Origin of the sequence: Hymenobacter endophyticus, assembly GCF_032464715.1 — a bacterium.
Taxonomy (GTDB): Bacteria; Bacteroidota; Bacteroidia; order Cytophagales; family Hymenobacteraceae; genus Hymenobacter; species Hymenobacter endophyticus.
Genome location: NZ_JAWDJT010000002.1, coordinates 273545 through 298625, shown reverse-complemented (window position 1 = coordinate 298625; position 25081 = coordinate 273545). Strand labels below are relative to the sequence as shown.

The 25081-nt window shown below is 57.9% G+C and carries 21 protein-coding genes; 9 read left to right on the top strand and 12 right to left on the bottom strand.

All coding sequences use genetic code 11. From position 1 onward, the window contains the following. Nucleotides 1-89 precede the first annotated feature (89 nt). From ROI90_RS03680 to ROI90_RS03670, 3 genes are all read right to left on the bottom strand, one after another. Nucleotides 90-950 (bottom strand): transporter, encoded by an 861-nt coding sequence (locus ROI90_RS03680; protein WP_315996975.1) that lies wholly within the window; start codon nt 948-950, stop codon nt 90-92. Between the two features lie 63 nt (nt 951-1013). Next, nucleotides 1014-3482 carry a TonB-dependent receptor gene (locus ROI90_RS03675; RefSeq protein ID WP_315996974.1) on the bottom strand — a complete coding sequence of 823 codons (2469 nt, stop codon included), beginning with the start codon at nt 3480-3482 and terminating at the stop codon, nt 1014-1016. Nucleotides 3483-3630: 148 nt separating this feature from the next. Beyond that, on the bottom strand, nt 3631-5004 hold the full coding sequence (locus tag ROI90_RS03670; protein WP_315996973.1) for an Nramp family divalent metal transporter: 1374 nt from the start codon (nt 5002-5004) through the stop codon (nt 3631-3633). Between the two features lie 194 nt (nt 5005-5198). On the opposite strand from ROI90_RS03670, the gene ROI90_RS03665 reads away from it, so the two are divergent. Continuing rightward, complete coding sequence (locus tag ROI90_RS03665; protein WP_315996972.1) at nt 5199-6182, top strand: cation diffusion facilitator family transporter; 984 nt, start codon at nt 5199-5201, stop codon at nt 6180-6182. Nucleotides 6183-6416: 234 nt separating this feature from the next. Here the strand turns inward: ROI90_RS03665 and ROI90_RS03660 are convergent, their stop codons facing one another. After that, nucleotides 6417-7814: a PQQ-dependent sugar dehydrogenase gene (locus tag ROI90_RS03660; protein ID WP_315996971.1), complete on the bottom strand. Its 1398-nt coding sequence runs from the start codon at nt 7812-7814 to the stop codon at nt 6417-6419. Between the two features lie 133 nt (nt 7815-7947). Here ROI90_RS03660 and ROI90_RS03655 point away from each other — a divergent pair, with 133 nt between their 5' ends. The 6 genes from ROI90_RS03655 to ROI90_RS03630 all read left to right on the top strand — a co-directional run bounded on the left by ROI90_RS03655 (nt 7948) and on the right by ROI90_RS03630 (nt 15718). After that, on the top strand, nt 7948-8382 hold the full coding sequence (locus ROI90_RS03655; protein ID WP_315996970.1) for a GNAT family N-acetyltransferase: 435 nt from the start codon (nt 7948-7950) through the stop codon (nt 8380-8382). Nucleotides 8383-8424: 42 nt separating this feature from the next. Next, the gene (locus ROI90_RS03650) at nt 8425-9075 is read left to right on the top strand and encodes an HD domain-containing protein (protein WP_315996969.1); all 651 of its coding nucleotides are present in this window, start codon (nt 8425-8427) and stop codon (nt 9073-9075) included. A 176-nt stretch (nt 9076-9251) separates the two neighbouring features. Beyond that, a complete protein-coding gene (locus ROI90_RS03645) occupies nt 9252-10838 on the top strand; it encodes a glycoside hydrolase family 43 protein (protein ID WP_315996968.1) in 1587 nt (528 codons plus the stop codon). A 173-nt stretch (nt 10839-11011) separates the two neighbouring features. Further along, on the top strand, nt 11012-13459 hold the full coding sequence (locus ROI90_RS03640; protein ID WP_315996967.1) for a S9 family peptidase: 2448 nt from the start codon (nt 11012-11014) through the stop codon (nt 13457-13459). A gap of 5 nt (nt 13460-13464) precedes the next feature. After that, nucleotides 13465-14721 (top strand): hypothetical protein, encoded by a 1257-nt coding sequence (locus tag ROI90_RS03635; RefSeq protein ID WP_315996966.1) that lies wholly within the window; start codon nt 13465-13467, stop codon nt 14719-14721. A gap of 79 nt (nt 14722-14800) precedes the next feature. Then, complete coding sequence (locus ROI90_RS03630) at nt 14801-15718, top strand: hypothetical protein (RefSeq protein WP_315996965.1); 918 nt, start codon at nt 14801-14803, stop codon at nt 15716-15718. A 156-nt stretch (nt 15719-15874) separates the two neighbouring features. On the opposite strand, the gene ROI90_RS03625 is transcribed toward ROI90_RS03630, so the two are convergent. From ROI90_RS03625 to ROI90_RS03610, 4 genes are all read right to left on the bottom strand, one after another. Then, on the bottom strand, nt 15875-17059 hold the full coding sequence (locus ROI90_RS03625) for a hypothetical protein (protein ID WP_315996964.1): 1185 nt from the start codon (nt 17057-17059) through the stop codon (nt 15875-15877). A 387-nt stretch (nt 17060-17446) separates the two neighbouring features. Beyond that, nucleotides 17447-17686, bottom strand: a complete 240-nt coding sequence (locus tag ROI90_RS03620; RefSeq protein ID WP_315996963.1) for a helix-turn-helix domain-containing protein — start codon at nt 17684-17686, stop codon at nt 17447-17449. Beyond that, nucleotides 17686-18444: a DUF2975 domain-containing protein gene (locus ROI90_RS03615; protein ID WP_315996962.1), complete on the bottom strand. Its 759-nt coding sequence runs from the start codon at nt 18442-18444 to the stop codon at nt 17686-17688. Before ROI90_RS03615 ends, ROI90_RS03620 begins: the two co-directional genes overlap by 1 nt. Before the next feature lie 158 nt (nt 18445-18602). After that, nucleotides 18603-19421 carry a phosphatase PAP2 family protein gene (locus tag ROI90_RS03610; RefSeq protein WP_315996961.1) on the bottom strand — a complete coding sequence of 273 codons (819 nt, stop codon included), beginning with the start codon at nt 19419-19421 and terminating at the stop codon, nt 18603-18605. A gap of 213 nt (nt 19422-19634) precedes the next feature. Between ROI90_RS03610 and metK the strand changes: the two genes are divergently transcribed. Further along, the gene (metK, locus tag ROI90_RS03605) at nt 19635-20894 is read left to right on the top strand and encodes a methionine adenosyltransferase (protein WP_315996960.1); all 1260 of its coding nucleotides are present in this window, start codon (nt 19635-19637) and stop codon (nt 20892-20894) included. 87 nt (nt 20895-20981) lie between these two features. Here the strand turns inward: metK and hpf are convergent, their stop codons facing one another. The 4 genes from hpf to ROI90_RS03585 form a co-directional block, all read right to left on the bottom strand. Then, entirely contained in the window at nt 20982-21281 is a 300-nt protein-coding gene (hpf, locus tag ROI90_RS03600) for a ribosome hibernation-promoting factor, HPF/YfiA family (protein ID WP_315996959.1), read from the bottom strand. Nucleotides 21282-21321: 40 nt separating this feature from the next. Further along, the gene (locus tag ROI90_RS03595) at nt 21322-22209 is read right to left on the bottom strand and encodes a tyrosine-type recombinase/integrase (RefSeq protein WP_315996958.1); all 888 of its coding nucleotides are present in this window, start codon (nt 22207-22209) and stop codon (nt 21322-21324) included. A gap of 154 nt (nt 22210-22363) precedes the next feature. Then, nucleotides 22364-22564, bottom strand: a complete 201-nt coding sequence (gene rpsU / locus ROI90_RS03590) for a 30S ribosomal protein S21 (protein WP_125425461.1) — start codon at nt 22562-22564, stop codon at nt 22364-22366. A 157-nt stretch (nt 22565-22721) separates the two neighbouring features. Next, complete coding sequence (locus ROI90_RS03585; RefSeq protein WP_315996957.1) at nt 22722-23861, bottom strand: acyl-CoA dehydrogenase; 1140 nt, start codon at nt 23859-23861, stop codon at nt 22722-22724. 255 nt (nt 23862-24116) lie between these two features. Here ROI90_RS03585 and ROI90_RS03580 point away from each other — a divergent pair, with 255 nt between their 5' ends. Further along, nucleotides 24117-25079 carry a polysaccharide biosynthesis/export family protein gene (locus ROI90_RS03580; RefSeq protein WP_315996956.1) on the top strand — a complete coding sequence of 321 codons (963 nt, stop codon included), beginning with the start codon at nt 24117-24119 and terminating at the stop codon, nt 25077-25079. The last annotated feature ends 2 nt before the right edge of the window (nt 25080-25081 follow it).

Below are 25081 nucleotides of genomic sequence, written 5' to 3'. Positions count from 1 at the left end.
TTCGTTGCCGGTTGTCAGTTGTTAGGGTTGGTCGGTTTGAAATCAGACCAACCCTAACAACTGACAACCGGCAACGGACAACCAAAGGGCTACCGCCGGAACGTGAGGCCGAGGAAGAATTCCCGGTCGGCGCGGCGGTTGAGGGCCAGGTGGGTGCCCAGGTCCAGCTGCAGGTTGTCGTTGAGGGTAAAGATGGGGGCTACGTTGAGGGAGGCCCCCCAGCGCCGCTGTAGTGCATCCCATTGGCCCACGCCTTCCACCAGAAAGCTGAATACGTCGGAAAACTCATGGTCGAGGGCCACGGAAGGCATCACTTGCGCGTAGTGCTGGCGGGTTTCGTAGTCGAAGTTCATGTCGCCTTCCACCTGCAGGTCCAGGTTGAATTTGTGAGGCAGCTCAATATTGACGGGCAGAATCAGGCCGCCTTCAATGGCTCCGTTGCCGGAATGGCGGCCGGTGGGCAGGCGCCCGTATGCCACCACTGCCATTGCAATGGGGCCGTCCTGGTCGTCGCCCAGAAAGTTGTGCTTAACCCGCAAAGTCATGTCGCCAAAACCGCGCTGACTTTGCCAGGCAGGCCACTCGGCGGTGCGCTGCTTTTCCACCTTGTACAACGGCACTTCCAGCTGCACATCGGTGCGTCGGCTGAGCCCCAGTTTGAACACCGAGTAGGCCGCTTTCCAGGTGCGCTCCTGCTGCTCGTCGTCGCGGGAGTTGATGAGGCGCAGGGCATCTACTTCCAGCTGAAAATGGCCGGCATCTACGGTAAAGGGGCTTTCCGTTACGCCGGGCCGGTCGGGCCGCAAGGGGCGTAACTGGTTGCGCGGCACCGGATGAAACAAATCAAAATGGGCCGAATCGTAGGGGCAGGTTTGGGGCTTGTCCTGGGCCAGCAACTGCCCGGGTAGCAGCAAACCCAGCAGCGCAACGGGTACGTAGCGGTACAACATACAGCAGGAAGGAGGGGAGTGAAAGGTCGTTGGGCCCCCTACGCAGCTACTGAAGCCAGGGGTTTAAAAAGTGGTGCTGATTTTCAGGGTCAAGTTGCGTCCTTGGTTGAAGATGCCTGAGCGCCCGGTGGGGGGGGGCGCGTAGTACTCGAAGTATTTCAGGCGGTTAAGGTGCGACTGATACACGGTGTTCAGCACGTTATCCATCTGCGCCACTACCTGCAGCCATTCCCGCTTTTCCGGGCCGGTAGTCAGGCTGAAGCCGGCGCCCAGGCCCAGCAGCGCGTAACCGGCCGTGCGGGTTTCGGTGTTATCCACGGCGTAAAAACGGTTTTGCGGGGCATTATAATCCAGTACGGCCCGCAGGTAGCCGCCGGTAACCTGCCGCCAGTTCTGCTGGCTGCTGAGGCGTAGTTCGGAGCGGGTGTGCAAGGGCGGAATCAGGGGCAGGTAGCGGGCGGCACGGCCGTGGTTTTCCAGCAGACTGGCCTGCTTGTTGAGGCCGGTTACGTAGGCCAGGCTGTTGTTGAAGGCCAACATGGGCAGGGCGCGGGGGTGCAGGTTGGCCGTAATTTCGGTGCCGTACAGCCGGGCGCGGCCCTGCTGGTACTGGTAGGTAGCGTTGCCGGGGACAATGACCACCGGTTGCCCGTCGGCGTCGGTCAGGCGGGCCTGGTAGATGTAGTTCTGGATGTCGTTGTTGAATACGCTGGCGCTCAGTTCAGCATCAGGTAAGTAGGCGCTCAGGCCAATATCTTCCTGCAAGCTGAACTCCGGCCCGAACGCCCGGTTGCCCAGATACACGATGTGCGCGCCGGGGTCGAGGCCGTTGGAGCCCACTTCGGTAATATTCGGTGCCCGGTAGCCCCGCGCCACGTTGGCCCGCAGCAGCAGCTTTTCGGAGAAGGAATAGGTGGCCCCCGCACTGGCCGACACGCCCTGGTAGCGGGTGCGGAAAGCACCAAACTGGGGCTCCGCTCCGGCCGCTTCGGCGCGGCTCACCTGCCGGGCGAAGCCGGTGCGGGCATCCATGCCCACGTAAAAATCCTTCCAACGCAGCCAGCGGGTATCGTAGCGCAGCCCACCCGACAGTTCCAGCGGCCCTAGGGCTTTCTTCAGGTGCAGGTAGCCACCTACGTCGGTCAGGGTGTAATCGGGAATTGGGAAGTCGGTGGCGTTGCGGTTCTGGTTGCGCTGGTGCATGCCGTTCAGGCCCACAGTGGTTTCCAGCCCCCGCCAGGTGGGCACGGCGTAGCGCACATCGTAGCTGGTGGTAGTCAGGGCTACGGCCAGGCCCGGCTGGCTGGGGGCCGTGGGGTGGTTATACTCCCGGCGCAGGTTCTGCTGCACGCCCAGTAGCGTATACAGTTCTCCGGTGCCCAGGCGCAGGCGGGTGCGGTTGAGCAGGCGGTAGTGCTGAATGTGCTGGTGCAGCGGGTTGATGCGGTAGGTACTCAGGTCGGCAGCTGGCACCAGCGGGCGGTTCTTGATGTCGTCCTGCTCGCCCTCGAACACTTGCCGGGTGAAGCGCCGGCTCAGGGAGTCGCGGCTGCCGTCGGGTATTTCCTGGCGGTTGTCGTAGAGCGTGGCCGTGAAGTGGGTGCTGCCCCAGGCTTTTTCCACACCGGCCATGCCCGTCAGGTTCAGCTCCCGGAAGGCGGTGCCGTACACCCGGCCTTCCAGGGCGTTACGGTAGTTCTGGGCCAGGCGGTAGGAGCCCCGGGCCGCGTACTGCCAGCCGCGCTGGTGGTAGGTGAGGCCCAAAGAAGTGCCCAGCAGGTTGTTGTTAGTCTGGTACTCCGTAAGGGCGTCGCCGTGCAGACGGCCGGGCGTGCCGGTGGGCAGGCGTGGCAGCATATTAATCACCCCGGCCACAGCGTCCGAGCCGTACATCAGGCTGGCCGGGCCCTTCACCACCTCAATCCGGTCAATATCATACTGGTCGATTTCGATGCCGTGCTCGTCGCCCCACTGCTGGCCCTCCTGGCGCAACCCGTTGTACAAGGTGAGCACCCGGTTGTAGCCCAGCCCCCGAATAAACGGCTTGCTGATGTTGGGCCCAGTGGTTACGGCACTCAGGCCCGGCACGCCTTTCACGGCCGCGTCAATGATGTTGCCGTTGCTGTTGAGCAGCACTTCCCGCTTGCTTAGCACGGCCACGGGTACGGGGCTTTTCCGGATTTCAGTGGCCCGGCTCACGCCCGTTACCACCACCTCAGTCAGCGCAGCCGGAGCAGCAGTCAGGCTCACGTCAACGGTAATTATGGCTCCGGCCGTCACCGTTACGCTCCGCTCTGCGGGCTGAAACCCCACGGCGCTGGCCGCCAGCCGGTAATTGCCCACTGGCACGGCTGCCAGCACAAATTCCCCTTTCTCATCTGCTGTAGCGCCCAACTGGCTGCCCTTCAGGCCTACACTGGCAAAGGCTACCGGCTGATTGCCGGCCCGCACCACGCCCTGCACAGTACCGGTGGGCTGTGCCCAGCCTGGAATTGAGCAAAGCAGCAAAATCAGCGAGAAAACGTATTTCATTTTAGAAAGGCCTGTTGTATTTATTTAGAGTAACCTAAATCTGAAGTGCTGAAAAAAGCGCGAAAAGTCCGCGCCTTTATTCCTCCGGACAGAGCGAGAAAGTAGACTTACGGCCAGATTTCTCGCTCTATTCGAGATGTTGGGGTTATCAACCGAAGAAGGTCTGGTACAGCAGGTACAGATTTAGCACGATGATGATGCCCGACACGGCCCAGGCCAGCGCCTGTACCCAGGGCTTGTTTACGAAAACACCCATTTTGGCCTTGCTGCCCGTGAATAGTACCAGTGGCACCACCGCAAAGCTGAGCTGCAACGACAGAATAACTTGGCTGAGAACCAGCAGTTCGCCGGTGCCTTTCTCGCCGTAGAGCAGCGCCACTATGAAAGCTGGTACCACCGCAATGCCGCGCGTAATAAGCCGCCGCAGCCAGGGCTTCAGGCGCAAATCCAGAAAGCCTTCCATTACAATTTGCCCGGCCAGCGTGCCCGTGAGCGTGGAATTCTGGCCCGAAGCCAGCAGGGCTACCGCAAACACCACGGAGGCCGCGCCCGCCCCCAGCACCGGAGCCAGCAGCTTGTGCGCGTCGTGGATGTCGGCCACGTCCTGCAGGCCGTTTTTGTGGAAGGCGGCGGCGGCCGTAACCAAGATGGCGGCATTCACAAAAAAGGCCAGAAACAACGCCACCGTGCTGTCAATGGTGGCGAATTTGATGGCCATGCGCTTGCCCGGCTCGTCTTGGTCAAAGGCGCGGGTTTGTACGATGCTGGAGTGCAGGTAGAGGTTGTGGGGCATAACGGTAGCGCCCAGAATACCGATGGCAATGTAGAGCATGCGCGGCGTGGTTACCACCTCGGGCTGGGGCACCAGGCCACCCAGTATCCCAAACCAATCGGGCTGGGAAACCATGATTTCGTAGAGAAAACAGCCGAAAATCACCACAATCAGCCCCGCTACAATGCTTTCCAGCACCCGGAAGCCCTTGCTCTGGAACAGCAGCACCACCAACACATCCAGAATAGTAAGTACCACGCCCCAGGTCAGCGGCAAGCCAAACAGCAGGTTCAGGGCGATGGCCGAGCCGATAACTTCGGCCAAATCACAGGCGGCAATGGCAATTTCGCAGAGCACCCAGAGCACCCGGGCCACGGGCTTGCTGTAATGGTCGCGGCAGGCCTGGGCCAGGTCTCGGCCCGTTACGATGCCCAGCTTGGCCGCCAGATGCTGGAGCAACATGGCAAACAGGTTGGAAATCAGAATAACTGAGAGCAGGGTATAGCCGAAGCGGGAGCCGCCCTCCAGGTCCGTAGCCCAGTTGCCGGGGTCCATGTAGCCCACGGCCACCATCAGGCCTGGCCCCCAGAAGGCCAGCAGCTTGCGCCAGAAGGAGGCATTTTGAGCTGGCACCCGCACCGAGGCGTACACTTCCTGCAAGGAGGGCGCCGTGCGGGCCCGCCGCCAGCCGCTTTCCGGCGCGGCAGTTTGGGGAGGAGCAGGAGGTGTCGGGGGTAATACTGTGGGCATAGTATCGGCTGAGGGCGTCGGCTGAGACGCTGATGTATTGATAGTCACAAAGAAAGGAAATTTTTAGGCTTGTCTAAATTTAAATTTAAGACAGTCTGCTTACTGTTTTTGTTCTAAAAAGTTGCGTATACCCGCTGAAGCCCGATTTTTCCCCGGAATTTTGCGCCCCGTTCCGCCGTTAGCCGCCTATGTTCATGCTGCCCGTCAAAACCCGTTTCGCCGTGCTGTCTTTGGTGGTCAGCGTAGTGCTGATAGCCATTAAGTTTTACGCCTGGCTGCTTACCCGCTCCCAGGCCGTGCTGACGGATGCGCTGGAGTCCATCATCAACGTGGTAGCCAGCGGGTTTGCGCTCTACAGTATTTACCTGGCCAGCCTGCCCAAGGATGAAAACCACCCGTATGGGCATGGCAAAATTGAGTACTTGTCGGTGGGCTTCGAGGGTGGGCTGATTCTGATGGCGGGAGTGTACATCTTCTACTCGGCCCTCAACTCCCTGCTGCACCCCCACGCCGTGGCGCGGCCCGACTGGGGCATGGCGTTGCTGTTTGTAACGGCCCTGGCCAACCTGGCTACGGGGTTCCTGCTGATTCGGGCGGGCCGGCAGCACCACTCGCCCACGCTGGTCGGCGACGGACAACACCTCTACCTGGACGCCGTGAGTACGCTGGTTTCCTGTGGGGCGCTGCTGCTGGTAGTGTTTACTGGCAATGTGGTATACGACTCGGCGGCGGCGCTGCTGCTGGGTGTATTCATTGTGGTGAACGGCTGGCGTATGGTGCGGCGCTCGGTATCGGGGCTGATGGATGAGGCTGATACGGCTACTGTGGAGCACGTGGTGCGGGAGTTGCAGGAACACCGGGAGCCCGCCTGGATTGATGTGCACAACCTGCGCGTGGTGCGCTACGGGGCCAATATGCACATCGACTGCCACGTAACCATGCCCTATTACTTCAGCCTGGAGCAAACCCACGAGCAGGTGCACCGCATCGAGCAGCTGGTAGACCAGGAGTTTGAAGTACAGGTAGAAATGTTCGTGCACGCCGACCCGTGCCGCTTCTACGCTTGCTCCCACTGCCACATGCCCGACTGCCCCGTGCGCCAGCATCCCTTCGCCCAGGAAATTCCCTGGACGCTGGCCAACGTAGCCAAAAACGAGCGGCACCAGTTAGTAGGGTAGGAGGGTTTGGGGGTAAGAGGGTAGGGTAGACAATTAGCACAGCAGAAAGCTGGTAATTAGAAATACAATGTCATCCTGAGCCGAGCGAAGGACCTTGTCACGCAAGCTAAAGTTGCCGAGGTGACTATTACTCAGGCCGGTGATGAGGTCCTTCGCTCGGCTCAGGATGACATGTTTATTACTTGTAATTTTCCTTATCTAACGCTTACCCTCCTACTTTCTGGGCCTGAAACCTTATTCTACCACAAAGCGCTGCACCACGTCATTGCTCCGCACAGAGTACAAGCCGGGACGCAAGCCCTGCAGCGTGACCTGGGTAGTGCGCTGGCCGGCGGTGAATTGCGCGGTTTGTACGATTCTGCCCAGTACGTCCCGAATTTCGGCGGCCGTGGCCTGAGTGGGGGCCGCAGCTAACTGCAGGGTGAGGGAGGTGCGGGCGGGGTTAGGCCAAAGGCTGAGCTGGCCGTTATTGGGCTTAAGGGTACTGGTGAACACTCGGTTTTCCAGCACCAGAATCTGGTCGTCATTGGCTCCGGGAGTGGCCCGCCCGTCGCGGTTGCTGGTGCCCACGTACACCTTGCCCTGGGGCGAAACGCAGACGGAGCGTAGCCGCCCGAAGCTGCTGAGGAAATCGGTGCTGGTGCCGGCCGTGGTACCGGCGGTATTCAGCGGAATCTGAGTGATACGGTTGCCGCGCAGGGACAGCGCCAGCAGGCTGTTGCGCCAGCCCGGAATGGCGGGGTGGTCGTAGTAGGTGATGCCCGCGGCGCCCACAGTGGGGGCCCAGTTGTAGATGGGTTGCCGCACGTTATTGGCTGTACAGAAGGTCTGCTCGGCGGCCAAGTTGCAGAAGCCCTCTACCGTAGGCCAGCCGTAGTTACGGTTGGGCTCAATGATGTTCACTTCATCCTCGGCGTTTTCGCCGTGCTCCGAGCTGTAAATGAGCCCGTTGCTGGCCCGCACCAGTCCCTGGGGGTTGCGGTGGCCGTAGCTGTAGCTGGCATTGCCGGCCACGGGGTTGTCGGCCGGAATGGTGCCGTCCAGGTTCAGGCGTAAAATTTTACCGTTGAGAGTGGCCCGGTCTTGGGCAGTGGGGCGGTTTTGAGCGTCGCCGGTGGTCATCAGCAGCGTCCGGTCGGGCAGAATAAGTAAGCGGGAGCCGCTGTGCGTACTCACGGCCGGAATATCGCCCAGCAGAATCAGCGGGCTGCTTAAGGTGCCGTTGGCGTAGGTCAGGCGGACCAGCTTTTCCCGGTACTGGCCCCCGGCATCGTTGTAATTATATACCACATACACATAGGGCGAGGTAGTCAGCAAATCGGGGTGCAAGGCCATGCCCAGCAGGCCGCCTTCGGAGGAAGTCACCACATCCGAGAGGGTAACCAAGGGGGTAACCTGCCCGCTGGTGGGGTTTACGCGGCTGATGCGCCCGCCCCGCTCCGTCATCCAGATGAAATTGTCGGGGCCCCACACCAGTTCCCACGGCACCGAAAGCCCCGTTGTGAGGGCCGAAACGGTAACAGTGGTGCTGCCTACGGGAAAAGTGGTGAGCGTGGGTGCGGTTTGTGCCTGCAGCAGCAGCGGGCAGCAATACGCCAGGCCAGTGAGGAGTAGAGAGTGGAGTTGTTTCATAGTCAGATGGTTGAAAAGGTGTCAGGAACTGTTACGCTAGAAGCAGTAACGTGCCGTAAAGTTTTTGGATTGAAAAATGTGCGGCTTTGCGGGCACTTGTCGTTCTTGCCGGCCGGCCATTTTTCCGCACGCTATGTTTACAATTAGCTCTGATTCGTCCCAGCTCGATATTGCCCTGATTCACCGGTATCTGGCCGAGGAGTCGTACTGGGCCCGGGGCATTCCACTTGAAACGGTGCAGCGGGCCATTGCCAACTCCCTCTGCTTCGGGGCCTACACTCCTGAGGGCCAGCAGGCCGGGTTTGCCCGCGTGGTTACGGACAAGGCCACCTTTGCCTGGCTTTGCGACGTATTTGTGCTGCCGGAGTTTCGGGGTCAGGGCCTGAGCAAACAGCTGATGCAAGAGGTGTGGGGCCACCCTGATGTGCAGGGGTTACGGCGGCAGCTGCTGGCTACCCTGGACGCCCACGGCCTATACCGGCAGTTTGGTTTTCGGGAGCTGGAAGCGCCCGAGCGGTACCTCGAAATCCGGCGTTCTAACCCCTACGGAGCGCCTACCGCTAATTAACTACGTACATCTATATCTTATTCCCATCCAGAATCCGAGTTTATGGCCGCGCATACTACCCTGGCTGCCTGCTGGCAGCAACTTACCACCCCCCTGTTGGCGGATGAGGCTGTGCGTAAGGCTACGTACCAGCAACTGGCCACGGCCTACGGGGCCTCCGACCGCCACTACCACGCCCTGCCCCACATCCGGGCCCTGCTGGACGCGGTGGACCGGTACCCCACGCTGGTGCACGACCGGGAAGTAGTGGAACTGGCCATCTGGTTTCACGATGCTGTATACAACGCCCGCCGCTCCGATAACGAAACCCGCAGTGCTGCCCTGGCCCGGGAGTTTTTGCAGCACACTACGCTGTCTTTGGCGCGGCAGCAGCGGGTGGCCTTCCTCATCGAGCGCACCCAGGACCACACCCAGCCCCAACCCGCCGACCCGGACCTGCACTTCTTCCTGGATGCCGACTTGCAAATCCTGGGCGCGCCCGAAGCCGATTACTGGCAGTATGCCCGGCAGGTACGGCAGGAGTATCGCCTCATCCCTGATTTTCTCTACCGCCGGGGCCGCCGCCAGGTACTCGAAAAGCTGCTCCATACCCCGCTGCTTTACCACACCACCGCCTTCCGTGACCGGCTCGACGCCCCCGCCCGCCGTAACCTGCAGGCCGAGCTAAAGGCGTGGGAAAATGGAGGGGTGTAGGGAGGACGTGAAAATGCAGCTGCACTGGGCAACCCAGTTTGCTCAAACCTGGTTGCTGGACTACTAAGTGGCAAACCGGATACTGCGCTGTTCAAAGCCTTTTCGGGCTGTTTCCCTGCCAAAGGCCGTAGGCCGGATGTTGCTACCTTGGCCGCTGTTCACTCGTGCGTTTCCTTATGCGGCGTTTTTCGGCTAGGCTTCTGCTTCTCGGAGCATTCTTTTCGTTTCTGCTTCACTCACCACTTTGTGCGCAGGTCAGGCAGGCGCAAAATCCGATTATCCACGCCGATGTGCCGGATATGTCGATAATTCGGGTGGGCGCTACGTACTACATGAGTAGTACTACCATGCACATGAGCCCGGGCGTGCCCATTATGAAGTCTCAGGACCTGGTGAACTGGCACCTGATAGGCTACGCGCACGATACATTAGCCAGCACGGATGAGTTGATGCTGAGCAACGGCAAAAGTACCTACGGGCGGGGCTCCTGGGCCAGCAGCCTGCGCTTCCACCAGGGCCGATACTACGTCACCACCTTCGCCCAGACGACCGGCAAAACCCACGTGTACTCCACCGCCAATATTGAGAAGGGACCGTGGAAAGCCGTATCGTTTAAGCCCAGCTACCACGACCACTCCTTGTTTTTTGAGGATGATGGGCGGGTATACCTGGTGTATGGCGCTGGTACGCTGCGGCTGGTTGAGCTAACGGCTGACGCGTCTGGTGTAAAGCCTGGGGCCCGGGAGCAGGTGCTCATTGAAAACGCCAGTGCGCCCGCCGGGGCCAGTATTGCGCTGCCCGCCGAAGGCTCACAGTTGTTTAAGGTGAACGGCAAGTACTACCTGTTCAACATCGTCTGGCCCAAGGGCGGTATGCGCACCGTGGTAGTACACCGGGCCGATAAGCTCACTGGGCCCTACGAAGGCCGGGTAGCCCTCCAGGACTTGGGGGTGGCGCAGGGCGGCCTCATTGATACGCCCGACGGCCGGTGGTTTGCCTACCTGTTTCGGGATTTCGGGGCTGTGGGCCGCATTCCTTATCTGGTGCCGGTAACCTGGGCCGACGACTGGCCGGTGCTGGGTGTAGGCGGGAAGGTACCCGCAGCGTTGAACCTCCCGGTCAGCCGGGGGTTGGTGCCTGGTATCGTGGCCTCCGATAATTTCAGCCGCAAGGCCGGGGAGCCAGCCTTGCCACTGGTGTGGCAGTGGAACCATAACCCCGCTAACACCTTGTGGTCGGTGAAAGAGCGCCCCGGCTACCTGCGCCTAAAAAACGGCCGCGTGGATACTTCTTTCCTACTGGCCCGCAACACGCTCACCCAGCGTACCATCGGGCCGGTATGTACCGGTGCCACCGCCCTGGATGTTTCTCACCTCCGGGACGGGGACGTGGCCGGCCTGGCTTTGCTACAGAAGCGCTACGGCCTGATAGGGGTGAAACGTGAAAACGGCCGCAACTTCATCGTGCTGGTTAGTGCCGAGTCGGAGAGGCCCGTGGAAGTGCAGCGCCTGCCGCTAACGCACCGTACCGTTTACTTCAAGGCAGAGTGTGATTTTACAGACCGCCGAGACGAGGCTACTTTCTTTTATAGCCTGGATGGCACCTCCTGGAAACGCCTGGGTGGCCCGCTGAAAATGGCGTACACCTTACCCCATTTCATGGGGTACCGGCTGGGGTTGTTCACTTACGCCACCAAAACTGCGGGGGGCTACGCCGACTTTGACTACTTCACCATCAACCAGCAAATCAGCCGAAAAGAATAAGGGTATCGGGTTGTTGCAATAATTGAGCAGGTACTTAATCCACGGTTCTGGTTACAGGCGGGGAGAGTGGGCGGTGCAGGGCCACATAACGCACTATTCAGTGGCCCAATGCTGGCAGGCCGAATATTGCATAGTAAGTTGCAGGACCGCACCATTTCCACTCCTTGTTCTGCATGCGCTACCACTACCTTCTGTTGCTGGCCGCCGGGCCTCTGTTCTCTACCCTTGCCCATGCCCAGCAGCTTGGCCCGCTGACCGTGGAGAAAATCATGCGCGACCCGGCCCAGTGGCTGGGTAGCTCGCCCAGCAACGTGCAGTGGGCCGAGGATGGTAAAACCATCTACTTCAGCTGGAACCCCGAAAAAGCCCGCCGCGACTCCCTCTACCGCCTCGCGCCCCAAGGCGGCACCCCGCGCAAAGTAAGTCTGCGGGAACAGCAAACCCTACCCGCCACCAGCGGCCAGTACGACCAGCGCTACACCCGTAAACTCTACGAAAAAGACGGGGACATTTACCTGCTCGACCTCAAAACCCAACGCATCCGGCGCGTAACCAACACGGCCGAGCGGGAAACGGATGCGCAGTTCGCCCTGCAGGAACAAGCCATCAGCTACACCCGGGGCGGCAACCTGTTCACCTGGAACCCTGCCACCGGCGAAACCGTGCAGCGCACCGATTTCCGCAAGGGCACCCGCCCCGCCTCCGGGGAGCCCACCGACAAAGGCGAAAAGTACCTGAGAGCTCAACAGCTAGCCCTGTTTGAGGTGCTGCGCGGCAAAGACCAGGATGCCAAAGCCCGCCAGCGCCAGCAAAAAGCTCTGGCCCGGCTGCGGCCCAAGGCCATTTACTTGGGCCAGCAAACCGTGCGTAACCTGCGCCTCTCGCCCGATGGTCGCTACGTGACCTACACGCTTACCCAGGAGCCCGCTAGCGAGAAAGTGGCTATTGTTCCCAACTTTGTGACGGCTTCCGGCTTCACCGAGGATATCAACACCCGCACCAAGGTAGGGGCCGCCCAAACTGCCTACCAGCTCGGCCTCTACGATGTGGGTCGGGATACCACCTTCGTGCTGGGTTACAAGGAGCTAAAGGGCCTGGATGAGCAGCCGGCTTACCGCAAGGAGTACCAGCTGAAAGCCAAGGCCCCCATGCCCGCCGATACTAGCAAAGTCACCGTCAAAAAGGAAAAGCCCGCCACCGAGCTGCGCCGCGTAATTCCCTTCGGCCCTTTCTGGTCTGATAACGGCCAACAGGCTTTCCTGGTGATTCGTAGCACTGACAACAAAGACCGGTGGATTGTGGCCCTAGACCCCGCCACCCAGCAAATCAAACTTCTGGACCGCCAGCACGACGACGCCTGGATCAACGGCCCTGGCATCGGCTACGATGAGGGCAACGTGGGCTGGCTGCCCGACTCGCGCCGTATCTGGTTTCAAAGCGAAGAAAGCGGCTACTCCCACCTCTACACCGTTGATGTTACCTCGGGCCAGAAAAAAGCCCTGACCAGCGGCAAATTTGAGGTGCAACGGGCCCAGCTGAGTCGGGACCGGAAAACGTGGTACCTAACGGCCAACAAAACCCACCCCGGCGAGCAGCACTTCTACCGCATGCCCCTGGAGGGAGGCCCCCTTACCCAGATTACCACTCAGCCCGGCGGCTACGAGGTCAGCCTCTCCCCCGATGAGAAAACGCTGGCCTTGCGCTACAGTACCAGCAACCAGCCCTGGGAGCTATATGTGATGGATAATAAGCCCGGGGCCAAAATGCGCCGCCTCACCCACAGCACCACTCCCGAGTTCGAAAGCTACCCCTGGCGCGCCCCCGAAGTCATCAGCTATAAGGCTCAGGATGGAGCCGACGTGTACGCCCGCCTCTACCGCCCGGCCACTGGGCAGCCCCAGGGCCCAGCCGTCATATTCGTGCACGGGGCCGGCTACCTCCAGAACGCCCACAAATGGTGGAGCACCTACTTCCGCGAGTACATGTTCCATAACCTGCTGGCCGACAAAGGCTACACGGTGCTGGACATCGACTACCGTGGCTCCAGCGGCTACGGCCGCGACGTGCGCACTGGCATTTACCGCTACATGGGTGGCAAAGACCTCACCGACCAGGTAGACGGAGCCAGGCTGCTCACCGAGAAATATGGCGTGAGCCCTCAGCGCATTGGTATTTACGGCGGCAGCTACGGGGGCTTTATTACCCTCATGGCCATGTTTACCCAGCCCGATGTGTTCAAGGCCGGAGCCGCCTTGCGCTCCGTTACCGACTGGGCGCACTACAACCACGGCTACACCGACAATATTCTCAACGAGCCCTACAACGACAGCCTGGCCTACGCCCGTTCCTCGCCCATCAACTACGCCAGCGGCCTGAAGGGTGCCCTGCTCATGTGCCACGGTATGGTGGATACCAACGTGCATTTTCAGGACATTGTGCGCCTTTCGCAGCGGCTGATTGAGTTGAAAAAGGAAAATTGGGAGCTGGCCGTGTACCCCGTAGAAGACCACGGCTTTGTGGAGCCTTCCTCCTGGACGGATGAGTACCGGCGCATCCTGAAGCTATTTGAAACCAACCTGAACCCCGGCAGCGCGGCTCCCAGAACCGCTGGCGGGCAGTAGTAGCAATGGCAACGTTACTGGGGCGGTGGTTTCGGCGGGCAACGGCATACACCGGGCTTATTTTGCTGGCCACGGTATCGTTTCTGTTCTCTCCTGTCCCGCTCACCGAGGACGAGTACTGCGGCACTTATCTGCACCTGACCCGCTTTGCCGGCTTCACGGCCAACTGCGACGGGTTTGTGTACATGGAAGACGCCCGCTACCCAGCCAAGTTGCTGGAACAGGGGGAAGTGCGTCAGTCCCGGCCATTGTTTATTCTGCTGGGTACCGCCGTGGGCTACCCGGTTACCTGGGCAGTGCAGGGCTTGCAGACTAGCGGGTTGCTGCCTGCCTCTCTGGTGCAGAAGCTGCCGGTGAAGTATCAGCCACTGCTGGGGTTTTACGTTGGCTACGTGCTGCTGAACTACGTGGTGCTGCTGGCGGCCCTGCTGCTGTTTTGGTACCTGTACTACCGGCTCACGGGTGGGCACGGAAGCCGGTGGGTATTGGTGGCTCTGCTGATTTTTCTGGTGTCCAACCAGGTAACGAAGGCATTTTTTTGGACGGTGCACCAGCAGATGTTCACTTTCCTGGTGCCGTTGCTGCTCGCGTATACCGGGCTGCAGCTGCGCGAATCGGGGCGGTGGCGGGCGTGGCTACCGGGGCTGGCATTGCTGGGCGGCTTGCTGGCGCTGGTGTACGGAAGCTTCGTGCTGGGGCTGCCGGTGCTACTATACGGCGCCTGGCTCCAGCGAAACAAGACTTTTAGCACTGGCTTCTTCCTCCAACTAGCGGGGCTGAGTTTTCTGTTCACGTTGCCTACCCTCAGTTGGGTTGGCCTGCTGAAGCTGCACGGCGTAACCTACTACAACCATGAGGCCCAATCCTACGGCCAACTGGTCTGGCTGCGGGCAGCCTGGCAGCAGCCGTTTACCGGGTTTCTGCAGCTAGTGGGCCGCAACTTGCTCCGGTTTCTGGTTACCGTGCCGGCTATTGCGCCCTTTCTCGGGCTGGCAGCCGGCGTAGTGCTGTGGCCCCGAAAAGCCAGGCTTTCGCACCAGCCCTTAATTTTCCTAAGCGGGCTTCTGCTCCTGCAAACTGGGTTTCTGGCTGGGCTAGGCTATTACAAGGAGCGGCTCACGTTTGCCCTGTTGCCTTTGCTCCTGCTGATAATAGCCGTGAAGTTGCTACAATATCCTGGCCGCCAGACCGGCGCTTGGCTATTGGCTGCGGCCCTGGGCTGGCACATCTGGCAGGTAGTGCGCTACGGTCCGTTTTCCTGAGTAAAATTAGCGGCGCGGCGTTGTGCGGTACGGGCTAAACGCCTAGGTTTGAGCATTTACGTCCTTTTCCTAATTTTCTATGACAAACTTGTACTATCAACCGTCCGGCCGTTTCACGGTGAGCGGAGTTTTGGGCCTGCTGGGAGCAGGGGCAGTAGTTGCAGTGCCCTTGGCCCTGCTGTACGTGTATGCCGTGTGGTATATCCCGTTCATCTACGTCAACTTTGCTGTTACGCTGGGCTTCGGCTTTGGCCTTGGGTGGGCCTTGAAGAAAATGGTACGGGCCGGCAAGCTGCGCAACCCCAAGCTGGTAGGGTGGCTGAGCGTAGCCATAGGAGTGTGGGCCTGGTACGTGCAATGGTGCGTGTATATAGCCCTGCTGGCCGGAGCCGGCGAAACCGAAAGCCTGGGCAGCCGCGCCTCCTTCACCCATACCACCTTCCAGGAAGATGTATTTCTGGGGTCCTTGCTGAACCCTGCCGCCGTATTTAGTGTGTTGCCTGGCCTGGCTGAAGAAGGTACCTGGAGCATTTTCAAGGTTACCGTCAGCGGTGTGTTTCTCTACCTGATCTGGCTGGCTGAATTCCTGATTATCGTGTTCTTGGCCTGGACGTTGCCCCACAGTGAGGCCGGAGTTCCTTTCTCCGAGCTAGCCGGTGAGTGGGCCGAGAAAACTACGCTGCCCCAGCGCGCTGTCCACTTCACTGATGCCGCCGCCACCAAAGTAGCTCTGGAAGCGGCCGACTGGGGTCATCTTCAGCCACATCAGCAGGATGCAGCTACTGGCTTGGACCCCTTCGGCCGGCTTCACTTCTACCGCGCCCCCTCCGACCCCGAATGCTGCTACCTTTCCCTCGAAAACGTGACAATTGAACTGGATAAAAACGGCAAGTCCTCGGAGAAAACGGCCGATGTAGTAGAATATCTGCGCGTACCTCCTCAAGTCTGCACAGAGCTACATACCCGGTTTGGCACCAATGCCCATGTAGAAGCGTAGAGTCTTCGAAGGCCGGATAAAGCTCCTGCGCCAACCGCGCATTCTGAAGCTGTTTGAGCCTGACCTGTGTAGCGTAACGCTTATTGGCTGAGCCGATAGTAGTGGCGAAAGTGACGGGCGGATGCTTTCGGAAAAAGTAATGAAGGGCCGCGCACTTTACCTGGCCTGGGGTAGCCGGTCGGAGTTACTGTTGAGTTGAAAGCCCAGACTTAAGGCTACACTCACAGTACGGGTTGTATAGCTATAGCCGCGGATAGAGTAAGCAGGATAGTTATAGCTGCTGGTAGATACAACCAGCGGGTCGTAATAACTCTCCTTACCGTAGCGGCGGGCATGAAGCAGCAGAGTGAAACGGTTGCGGCGTATCCCGGCTTCCATGTACGGAAGCAAAGTGCGCTCAAAGCCAAATAACGGATACTCTGAAAGGGTAGGAACAGGATAGGTATTATCAATCAGGCGGGGAGAGGTTGTGCCGTAACGCAGCAACTGAGTTCGGAAGGACTGCATAGGCGGAAGCGTAAAACCAGTGCCCAGTACCAACTGCGTAGCTGAGCCCAGTGAAGGCATAAAGCGTAGCCCCAACTCGGCGGATGTCATAGCCCCCTGCCATGCCAGCTCCCCTTTCCATTGGTCGGACCCATCGGGCGAGGCTACAGCCGTAACGCCCCCGAACCGGGCGTAGGTGAGGCCTGAGTGCAGGGCTAGTTTTCGGCCTCCAAAAATGACGTCAAAAAAAATACCGGCTTGGGGATGCAGACGGCCGTCTGCCTGCACGCCGTCTAGGGTCTGCACTTCCTGTCCGGCTGCCTCGGCAGCGCGCAAGCGCTGCGAGTTGTAGCGCATGCCCAGGGTAGGGCCAACTAGTATTTTGACACTGGGCCCGCGTTTGGCCGGGGCAACAAGTGACCCTACCTGCCGCGTCGTGGAACAGGTAGTATTATATAGTTGTACCAAGTTGCTGAGGGCGCTGGCCGTAAAAGGCGTTTTAGCCAATGCCGTTACCACGGCCGGACAGTCGCCAAAGTAGACTTGCAGTTGGGCGCGGTAGTTATTGCCGTCTACCACCTGTTGCCGGCCGTTTCGCTCAAGCAAATAGCGTCGCTCCGTTAGCTCCAGGTAGGGCTGCTGCTCCCGCTGCACAAAAAAATGCTTGACGTCGCTGGTTTCAATAGCTAGTAGCGAGGCAGGGCCTTCCAGCAGTACATCAGCCAGTACACTATCGGGCCCCTGTGCGCTAACTGAAGTAGTAGAAAGCTGGTTGATGGTTGTTCGGGCTCCGTAATCAATGGGTAAAACCTCGCGCCGTAACTGCCGGCCGCTAGACAGCTGTAGCTCTCGCAAGTGTCGCGCCGCGTAGGTGGTAACCGGACTTTCTGAGTTTATTCTGAATCGAATGGTAGTCGGCGGATCTGACCAGAAAGCATTTTCTATTTCTCCTCGTAGTGTATCGCCGGAAGAAGAAAGCAGATACCCTGGCTCGAACCGTTGCGCCGTTGCTGGCAACGTACATACGCTCAGGAATACGAGCAAAGAGAAAATACGCGCCAAGGATGAGCCACAAACAGACATTATGAGAGCACTAGCAAGAAGTAAAAAACGGTGACGTAGGGCGAAAGTACGCCATCTTACTAATGAAAAAAGCAGACCACTTTCTGTCGAGTTCGGTTAGGAAGATGCTTCTACAAGAAACACGTGGTATTCCCGGGGCCATTCTGATCAGAAGCCGGGTTACTCCGCCTCCGTACCCGGTCGTAGGTCGGCTGGGTCAGGGCGGTGCTCCAGCAAATCGGCGGGTTGGCACTCCAGCACCTGGCAAATAGCGGCCAGGGTGCTAAACCGCACGGCTTTGGCTTTGCCGCTTTTCAAAATCGACAGATTGGCTAGGGTAATTCCCACGGCTTCGGCCAGGGCGCTAAGCGTCATTTTGCGCCGGGCCAGCATCACATCCAGGTTTACAAGTATCGGCATCAGACGGTCAGTTCGGCTTCTTGCTGCAATTCTACCCCGCGCCGGTACACCAAGGCAATAACGGTGAGCATGATGATGCCCAGGGCGCCCGGCGTGTGGCCGTCACCGTGTAACACCACATACTGCACCAGCGTCCCACCATCAGCCACAAAGTTAGGCACCAGGCGCAGCAACAGCATGTGCGCCAGCATCTGCCATATTTCCCAGCTCACTACCAGTAGCATCATGGTACGCAGGCGGCGGGCATTGGCCAGCGTGAAGGGCGTGGCCGGCGTTACGTCCCGCAGTAGCTGCCACAGCAGCAGCGCTAGCCCAAACATAATCAAGGCCTCCACCACCGACATGGTAGTGGACGAGGCTCCCAGCCACAGCAAGGCCAGGCGCTTGCCAAAACTAGGCTCCTGGTACCGGAGCACCTGCCGGTTACGCTGCACAACCACATCAAACCCTTGGCTGTTGAATGAGGCCTGCACCGAGTCGGGGGAGAAAAATACCGGCCGGCTAATAGCGCGGTTCTGCCACCGCTCATAGTTCCAGCCGTTCTGAAAAGCCCGCACAGCCCCATCAAAGGGGTAGCGCGTGGGATGGTTACGGTCCAGCTGCAGCATGATGGTATCCGCCGGTTTCAGTCGGGAGTGTGCCGCCACGTACCCCGTGTCATATCCCGACATAAACAAGTTAACGGCCGTGCCCACTAGGAACAGGAACACAACAACGCGGGTAAACCGCAGAAACCGGAAGGAGAATTTGCTCCGCATACCAAGGGAATAGAGGGACAGAAGTATAGCGGCAAATATAGAGTAGATTATTATTGATAAACAATAAATAAATATCGATTAAAAGAAATAATGTATTGAAAAGCAACAAGCCGGCTTTCTGGGCCGGCTTGTAAATACTTTGTAAAAGTGGTGTGGAACTACAACTGCTTCGTTACTGATAAGCCGGAGTAAGCGTAGCCATTCACGTTCACGCCCTGCACCGGCAGCACGCTCAGGCCGTTGGCCTTCTTGTGAAGCTGGGGTACTACAATGCCGGCCGTGGCACCCACCACGTAGCCCACAATGTTGTCGGAGAGGAAGTGCTTGCCGGCCTTGAGACGGGTATAGCCTTCGGCTGCTGGCACCAGCGCCGCCGCCGTCCACACAAATGGTTTCAGCTTGGAATCTGGGTGGAAGTCGTGGTATACTTTAGCTGCGAAGAACGTAGCCGCCGCCGTGTGTGCCGTGTGCCCGGCAAAAAATGAATTGGTGGCAATCTTGCTGTTCCGGTCGCCGCCGCCTTCCGTGCCATACAGAAAGGGCCGGTAGCGGGTAATGGTACCCACGCTCATTGTGAAGGTGGCGTCGGCGGCCAGCATCGTTTGCAGATACAGCCCCAGCACTTGCCCATACCGCCCGCGCACGTCAGCATCCAACGCCAGCAGTGCCGGTGCCACTACTAATGATGGGTACACAATCAAGTCGCCTGCCGTTTGGGCCTTGTCACTGTAGTAGCCCGCCGAGAACCGGTCAAACTTGGGAATGTCGTTCTTGTTTAGGGCCGCCAACTGGGCGTCAGTCAGCCCATCTTTCTGCTGCACCAGCAACAGCCCTGTAATACTGAGCGCCCCCAAGCCAGCCGAAACCGGTGCATCAACGGCAAAGCGTGTTTTGTAGGGCGAAGGAGCCTTTTGCGCCTGCCCAGGAAGACTGGCGGCAAGGGAAAGTCCGAGGCTAAGGAGAAGCGGTTTTTTCATGCGGGCTGCGGGAAAAGTACAGGTCAGGAGATGGAGCCCTAAACGCAGACCGGCAATAGGAGTTGAACTCAACTGTAAATTCCTGCGTCGGCAAATGAGCGTCGGCGCGTAGTAACCACCGGAAAACTTGTAGCTTTGCGGCCCTGCCTGAACAGTTACTCAGAGCAGGGCAGGGGCTGCCGGCCCCTCGCGTACTACTACATTTTCAAGCTGATGCCCTACCTGTTCACCTCCGAATCTGTTTCGGAAGGCCACCCCGATAAAGTAGCCGACCAGATTTCTGATGCCATCCTTGACGAGTATTTGCGTCAGGACCCCACCGCCAAGGTGGCCTGTGAAACCCTGGTTACCACCGATTTTGCCCTGGTAGCCGGCGAAATCAAATCGACGGCCCACGTAGAAGCCGAGCCCATCATTCGGGAGGTAATTCGCCGCATCGGCTACAACAAACCCGAGTACTTATTCAATGCCGATACCTGCGAGGTGATGAACCGCCTCCACGAGCAGTCGGCCGATATCAACCAAGGTGTGGAGCGCGCTGTGGCTGAGGAGCAAGGCGCCGGCGACCAGGGCATGATGTTCGGGTACGCCACCAAGGAAACCGACAACTACATGCCCCTGGCCCTCGACCTCTCGCACCGTTTGCTGCGCGAGCTGTCGGCCATTCGCAAAGCCGGCCAGGAGATGACCTACCTGCGCCCCGATGCTAAAAGCCAGGTAACCATCCGCTACGCCGACGACAACACGCCCGAGGCCATTGAAACCATTGTGGTAAGCACCCAGCACGATGATTTCGACGAAAGCGAGGAGCGCATGCTGGCCCGCATCAAGGAGGATATCATCAACATCCTCATTCCGCGCGTGAAAGCCCAACTCGGCCCCGAGGTGCAGCAGCTATTCACGGCCGATATCAAGCACCACATTAATCCCACCGGCAAGTTCGTCATCGGTGGCCCTCACGGCGACTCCGGCCTCACTGGCCGCAAAATCATTGTGGATACCTACGGCGGCAAGGGTGCCCACGGCGGTGGTGCCTTCTCCGGCAAAGACTCCTCAAAAGTAGACCGTTCGGCTGCCTACGCGGCCCGGCACATTGCCAAAAACCTGGTAGCTGCCGGCGTAGCCGACCAAGCGCTGGTGCAGGTAGCGTACGCCATTGGCGTGGCGGAGCCCGTGGGTGTGTTCGTGACCACCTATGGTACTACTAAAGCTACCAGCAACGGCCAGCAGCTCACCGACGGCCAGATTGCTGAGAAAGTACAGCACCTCTTCGACCTGCGCCCTTACGCCATTGTACAGCGCTTGGGCCTGCAAAACCCCATCTTCGGCGAGTCGGCTGCTTATGGGCACATGGGCCGCCAGCCGGGCACCAAGCAGGTACAGGATGCTCACGGTAACACGCGTACCGTAGAAACCTTCACCTGGGAAAAACTTGATTACGTGGACAGAATTAAAGCAGAATTCGGCCTGTAAGGTCCAACTCAGCCTCACTGCTATATAGCTAAACGCCCCGCCTGAATCGTCAGGCGGGGCGTTTAGCTATATAAATAGTTGTTTAACTTAATGGTTAACCAACTTCTCCTTATGCTTGGTGATTTGGCGTTTTAAGCTCTCAGCGGCAGCATCAGCAGCGGCTTCAAAGGAAGCTGCGTCTTCCTGAGCAAATAGACTACCACCGGGCACGTACAGCTTAATTTCGACTGTTTTATTATCAATGCCATCCTTGTTATTGAGGCGCATAATCACTTCGCCTTCTGTCACGCGGTCATAGAAGGTTTCGAGTTTATCGAGGCGCTTCTGGATGAAGTCGAGCAGTTTCTGGTCGGCGTCAAAATGCACCGATTGGATCTGTACTTTCATCGGTCGTGGGGGTTAAGAGGTAAAGAAAAAGGAAACAATATCAGGCCTTGGGGTGGGCCTTTTCAAACACTGATTTCAATTTGTCAATACTCAGGTGCGTGTACACCTGAGTGGCCGCCAAATTGGCGTGCCCGAGTAGCTCCTTGATGGCATTCAAATCGGCTCCTTTACCCAGCAGATGTGTGGCAAAAGAGTGGCGCAGCACGTGCGGGTGTTGCTGCCCCGCCGCCGTAGTTATCTGACTCAGATAGTGCTTCACCGTCCGATACACGAACTTTTCATAGAGCGGCTCTCCCTTATCCGTAACGAGGAGTACGCCGTGGGCGTTGCTGACGGAACCAAATTCCTGTTGCTGAAATGCTATATACCGCTCCAAGACGATAAGCAAGGTGGGGTTCAGGGGTACAATGCGCTGCTTGTTCCCCTTGCCAGTTACCCGCACCGCTTTGCCAGGTAAACTGAGGTCAGCGTGCTTAATGCCAAGCAGTTCCGAGAGGCGAATTCCGGTACCGTACAATAGCTCCAGAATCAGCTGGTCGCGCACGCCGGCTAACGTTTCCGGAAATTCAAAAGAATTCAACAGCCCGTTGAGTGAATCTTCCGGCACGAAGTCCGGTAGCTTTTTGGCCACCTTGGGTGAGGTAATGCGCAGCATAGGGTTTTTCTGCACCACTCCTGTCCGCAGTAAAAACTTATAGTAGGAGCGCAGGCAAGCAATTTTGCGGTTAACAGTACGGGGGTCATGCTGCCGCTGCATTAGGTCCACTACCCAGGAGCGGATTAGGGTGTGGTCGGCCTGGGCAGGCTCCGCCAGGTCAAAGGCGGCTTTCAGAAAATCCGAAAACTGCCGCAGATCCGTCTGGTAGGAAAGTACGGTGTGGGGGCTATAGCGCCGCTCAAACCGCAGGTAGTCAAAAAATAATTCCATGCGCAAGGTGTCCAGCTACCAAAGCCGGATACCCAATGTATGGAATTCAATTGAAGAAAAAAACCGAGCTGTATAGACGCGAAAAAGCCGGCTGATTCGCCCAATAGGAGCAAATCAGCCGGCTTTTCGTCCTTACGAACAGGTAGTCAGAAACCTAGGCGTTCGTAGCGTCGGGGCCGTAGGTAGCCAGCTTGTAGATGGCCTTCTGCTTCTGCTTGCGGTTGGTGATGGAAGGCTTCTGGAAGAAGGTGCGGCGACGCAGCTCTTTCAGAACGCCAGTGCGCTCAAATTTCTTTTTGAAGCGCTTCAGCGCACGGTCAACCGACTCGTTTTCTTTGATTTGGACGATGATCATATCTTCAGTGAACTTGGAAACCCAGTTTGCAGGGCGCGCAAAGATACTCATTGATTGGAAAAATTGAAACTCCTTCCCGTGTTTTTCCCTCATCGGCAGGCCGATAGATAAAACCTACTCGGGAAAAATGGCTTCAATCCTCCCTAATGCCTTATTTCTACTTGAGCAGGGCGCGGGCAATAACCAACTTTTGAATTTCGCTGGTGCCCTCGCCAATGGTGCAGAGCTTGGCGTCGCGGTAGTATTTCTCCGCTGGGTAGTCTTTGGTGTAGCCGTAGCCTCCAAAGATCTGTACACCTTCATTCGCTACCCGCACTGATACCTCCGAGGCATATAGCTTAGCCATTGCCGATTCACGGTTTACATTCAGGCCCCGGTCCTTCATATCGGCGGCACGGTAGGTGAGTAGGGAAGCGGCTTCGATTTCGGTGGCCATATCAGCCAACTTAAAGCTAATGCCTTGAAAGTTGCTGATGGGCTGGTTGAACTGGTAGCGCTCCTTGGAGTATTGCACGGCTGCCTCGTAGGCACCCTGGGCAATACCCAAGCTCAATGCTGCAATGCTGATACGGCCGCCATCCAGCACCTTCAACGACTGTACAAAGCCGTCACCAACTTTCCCAATCACGTTTTCCTTGGGCACGCGGCAGTCCGTGAAAATCAACTCAGTAGTTTCGGAAGCGCGCATACCTAGCTTATTTTCCTTACGGCCGGCCTCAAAGCCTGGCGTGCCGCGCTCCACAATAAAGGCCGTCATGCCGTGAGAGTCGCCCACTTCACCAGTGCGGGCAATAACTACCGCCACATTACCGGATTTACCGTGCGTAATAAAGTTCTTGGCTCCGTTCAGTACGTAATGGTCGCCATCAAGCACGGCCACGGTGCGCATGTTGCCGGCATCGGAGCCCGTGTTAGGCTCCGTGAGTCCCCAGGCCCCAATCCACTCGCCGCTGGCCAGCTTAGGCAGGTACTTTCGCTTTTGCTCCTCAGAAGCATGCTGCAAAATGTGGCCAGTGCACAAAGAATTGTGCGCTGCCATGCTCAGGCCAATGCTGCCATCAATTTTAGCCAGTTCCGCAATGGCCGTCACGTACTCTACGTAGCCAAAACCTGCCCCGCCATACTCCTGAGGCACTAATACACCCATCAGGCCAAGCTCACCGAGCTTGTGAAAAACGTCTTTGGGAAACTCCTGCGTTTCATCCCACTCCATCATGTGGGGTTTGATGTGCTGCGCACCAAAGTCGCGCACCATCTGGGCAATCATTGCCTGGTTTTCAGTAGCTACCAGTTCCATAAGTGGGTGGGGTGGGGGTGGGGAAGTGTGGTCGAGGAAATGAGGAGAATGAACGTGCCCGACCAAAAAATGAGTCTGCGAAAGTAGGGTTTTGTTGGCGTACAAGCCAGTGTAGGATTAGGTGCTTCACCGAAGGAATTTTGATAGGGGCAGCTAATTCGGTTTCTTTGATAGTTTTTAGGCAAAAACTGCCCTGGTAAACTAAGGCTAGTTTGCCGCTACTTCCGTACCTGACCCCGGAATACTCCGGTTTTCATGCAAAATACACTGTTTCGCCGCTACATAAACATCTGCCTCCTATGGGTAGTAGCAGGCTTCCTGCTAGGATCCTGTGCCACCGCACGGGTGCATCAGCAAAATATTCTGTTTCGCACTGACGGTTCCGGTCGCATGGACACAGCTAAGTTGCGAGACGTAGTAAACCGGGCCGAGCGCAACTACATCATTCAGCCCAACGACGCTTTAGATGTACGCGTGTATACCAACAACGGGGAACGTATTCTGGACCCCAATGGGGAGTTGATGTTTGGCTCTCCGGGAGGAGGAAGCAGTGGTGGTATAGGTGGGGGAGCAGGAGGCGGTGTGAGCCGACAATCTTCCTCTGGCCGTTCTATGGGTCAGGGCCGACAGCAAAATCAGCAGGGCCAACAAGGACAACAGGGCTATACAGAATTTTTGGTGCAACACGATGGAATGGTAAAGCTGCCCATGGTAAATTACCAAAAATTGTCTGGACTCACCTTACTGGAGGCTGATAGCTTATTGCAACGCAAGTACACAGAATTCTACAAGGATGTATTTGTAACGACTCGCGTAACTAATAATCGAATCATTGTGCTGGGAGCCACATCTGGAGGGTCAGGGCAGGTAATTCAGATGCTTAATGATAATATGAATCTGCTGGAAATACTGGCGCAGGCTGGCGGCATTGAGGGTGCTTTTGTTGGGACCACCAGTTCCGGCCGTGCTGGCCGCGCAGATAATATCCGTTTAATTCGGGGGGATCTGAAGAATCCACAGGTACAGATCATAGACCTGACTACTATTGATGGTATGCGCCGAGCTAACTTACAGGTGGAACCAAATGATATTGTGTATGTTGAGCCGATTCGACGGCCATTCTATGAAGGGTTGCAGGATGCAGCTCCTTTGTTTACGCTAATAAGCAGTGTAGCTGCTGTTATTAGTACTATCTACTTTGTAAGTAATATTAAGTAAGG